Source organism: Mesorhizobium sp. M1A.F.Ca.IN.022.07.1.1 (genome assembly GCF_003997575.1).
In the GTDB taxonomy this organism is placed as follows: domain Bacteria; phylum Pseudomonadota; class Alphaproteobacteria; order Rhizobiales; family Rhizobiaceae; genus Mesorhizobium.
The window spans coordinates 1-2637 of the sequence record NZ_RZST01000529.1 but is presented as its reverse complement, the minus strand read 5'-3'; the positions used below and the strand labels follow the sequence as shown (position 1 = coordinate 2637).

The 2637-nt window shown below is 63.6% G+C and carries 2 protein-coding genes; both read right to left on the bottom strand.

Going from position 1 to position 2637, the window contains the following annotated elements:
• The coding region (locus tag EOA75_RS31655) for a transglutaminase family protein (RefSeq protein WP_164747709.1) at nucleotides 1-1577 on the bottom strand (1577 nt) is incomplete at its 3' end.
• Between the two features lie 105 nt (nucleotides 1578-1682).
• Nucleotides 1683-2637 (bottom strand): acyl-CoA dehydrogenase (locus tag EOA75_RS31650; protein WP_164747708.1); only part of this gene is annotated, 955 nt, incomplete at its 5' end.

Genomic DNA, 2637 nt, shown 5'->3' with positions numbered 1-2637 from the left:
ACCAGGAACAGCCGGCCGCGCCGCGTCTTCCACTTTTCCGAACGCCAGCGCTGCCCGGCGGCCTGGCTGTTCCAGCGCTGCACCGGCAGCACATAGCCTGACGGCTTGGTCAGGCCGCGCTCGAACACACGTGCCATGCGGCTGCGCTCTTCCGGATCCTCCAGCTTCGAGTTGGACGGTTCGACATTATCCGGCAGCTTGCCTTCCTTGAGCAGCCATTCGGCCGGATCCTCATAGGCCTCGCCGACCATCGCCTTGTCGATGCCGAGCTCGGCGGCGATCGCCGTGAGCAAGCTTGCGGCCTGCTCAGGCCCGACAGAGACGGTGCTCGTTTCGCGCGCGATCAGCGACGGGTCGCGCCAGACCGGCTCGCCATCGGTGCGCCAAAAGAGCGAGAAGGTCCAGCGCGGCAGGCTCTCGCCCGGATACCACTTGCCTTGCCCGTAGTGGAGGAAACCGCCCGGCGCGAAGCGCTCGCGCAGCCGGCGGATCAGCTGATCCGCCTTGTCGCGCTTGGTCGGCCCGACGGCCGCCGTATTCCATTCGGCAGCCTCGAAATCATCGATCGACACGAAGGTCGGCTCGCCGCCCATGGTGAGCCGCACATCCTGTTCCCGCAAAACCGCGTCGACCTTGTTGCCCAAGGCGTCGAGCGCCTCCCAGCTTTCATCCGAGAACGGCTTGGTGATGCGCGGATGCTCGGCGATGCGATCGACGCGCATGTCGAAGTCGAAATCGACATTGGCGAAGCTCGCCATGCCGGAGATCGGCGCGGCATTGCGGAAATGCGGCGTCGCCGCCAGCGGCACATGGCTTTCGCCGGTGAGCAAACCGGAAGTCGGGTCGAAGCCGATCCAGCCGGCGCCCGGAATATAGACTTCGCACCAGGCGTGCAGGTCGGTGAAATCGACCGAGGTTCCAGGCGGTCCGTCCAACGAGACGAGGTCCGGCTTCAACTGGATCAGGTAACCGGAGACAAAACGCGCTGCGATGCCGAGGTTGCGCAGGATCTGCACCAGCAGCCAGCTCGAATCTCGGCACGAGCCTTTGCCGGCGGCCAGCGTCTCCTCCGGCGAATAGACGCCGGTCTCCATGCGCACGATATAAGCGATTTCGCGCTGCAGCCGCGCGTTGAGGCCGACCAGGAAGTTGACCGTGTTTGTCGGACTGCGGTCGATGGTTTTCAGGAAGGCCGACAGCAACGGGCCGGCCGGCTCGGGCGTGCGGTATATAGCGAGGTCTTGCCTGATCTCTTCCGGGTACTCGAACGGGAAATTCTCGGCTGATTCCTCGACGAAGAAATCGAACGGATTATAGACCGTCATATCTACGACGAGATCGACTTGGATCTTCAGTTCCGTCACCGGCTCCGGGAAGACGAAGCGGGCGAGGAAGTTGCCGTACGGGTCCTGCTGCAGGTTGACGAAATGGTTCTTCGGCTCGACCTTCAGCGAATGGCTGAGCACCTTGGTGCGCGAATGCGGCGCCGGCTGCAGCCTGATCACCTGAGGGCCGAGAACGACCGGCCGGTCGTATTTGTAATGGGTCAGGTGGTGGACGGCTGCCAGAATTGCCATGGTGCCCCGGGGAACGGCGTTTCAATCGCCGAACCCTGACATAAGTGCTGGGCATTCTCCAAGCAGAGATGTTGCGCTGCACCTAATTTAAGCAGCGTTGCCGGCTTAGAAAAACGCCTGAAGCCCCGTCTGCGCCCTACCCAGTATCAGCGCATGCACGTCATGCGTGCCCTCATAGGTGTTGACCGTCTCCAGGTTCTGGGCATGGCGCATCACGTGATAGCCGATCTGGATGCCGTTGCCACCATGCATGTCGCGAGCCTGGCGGGCGATGTCGAGCGCCTTGCCGCAATTGTTGCGCTTGACGATCGAAATCATCTCCGGCGCCATCTTGCCTTCGTCCATCAGCCGGCCGACGCGCAGCGAACCCTGCAGGCCGAGCGCGATCTCGGTCTGCATGTCGGCGAGCTTCTTCTGGAAGAGCTGTGTGCCGGCGAGCGGCTTGCCGAACTGCTTGCGGTCGAGGCCGTACTGCCGCGCGCGGTGCCAGCAATCCTCGGCCGCGCCCATGGCGCCCCACGAGATGCCGTAGCGCGCGCGATTGAGACAGCCGAAGGGTCCCTTCAGGCCCGAGACATTGGGCAGCAGCGCCTCCTCGCCGACCTCGACGCCTTCCATCACTACCTCGCCGGTGATTGAGGCTCGCAGCGAAAGCTTGCCGCCGATCTTCGGCGCCGACAGCCCCTTCAGGCCCTTTTCCAGCACGAAGCCGCGGATCTGGTTGTCATGCGCGGCCGACTTTGCCCAGACGACGAAGACGTCGGCGATCGGCGCGTTGGAAATCCACATCTTGGAGCCGGAAAGCCTGTAGCCGTTCGCCGTCTTCTCGGCCCGTGTCTTCATGCCGCCCGGATCGGAGCCGGCATCCGGCTCGGTGAGGCCGAAGCAGCCGATCCATTCGCCGGAGGCGAGCTTCGGCAGGTACTTCTTGCGCTGCTCTTCCGAGCCGTAGGCATGGATCGGATACATGACCAGCGACGACTGCACGCTCATCATCGAGCGGTAGCCGGAATCGATGCGTTCGACTTCGCGCGCCACCAGCCCGTAGGTGACGTAGTTG